The following is a 224-nucleotide window of genomic DNA, read 5'->3' on the forward strand; positions in this document are numbered from 1 at the left end:
GAAGAAATTGGCGCAGAGACGGCCGTAGTGTCTTCTTCGAGCGGAGCTACCGACGTGGTGGGCAATGCAGATATTGGAGACACTTCACCTTCATTTGTGATTGACACTCAAGCACCCACGGCCACAGTGACTACAGACAGTGATCCGATCTCACAGGGAGACCTTACACAGGTAGTTACGGTAACATACAGTGAGGCAATGAATCCGGTAACCAACCCAACGAT

Annotated in this window: 1 protein-coding gene; it reads left to right on the top strand. The window is 50.9% G+C overall.

Annotation, left to right across the window (positions count from 1 at the left end):
• A partial coding sequence (locus tag ACXAH9_RS17220; RefSeq protein ID WP_474896091.1) for a hypothetical protein occupies positions 1 to 224 on the top strand: 224 nt, incomplete at both ends.

Source organism: Ekhidna sp. ABH4_415 (genome assembly GCF_056161305.1).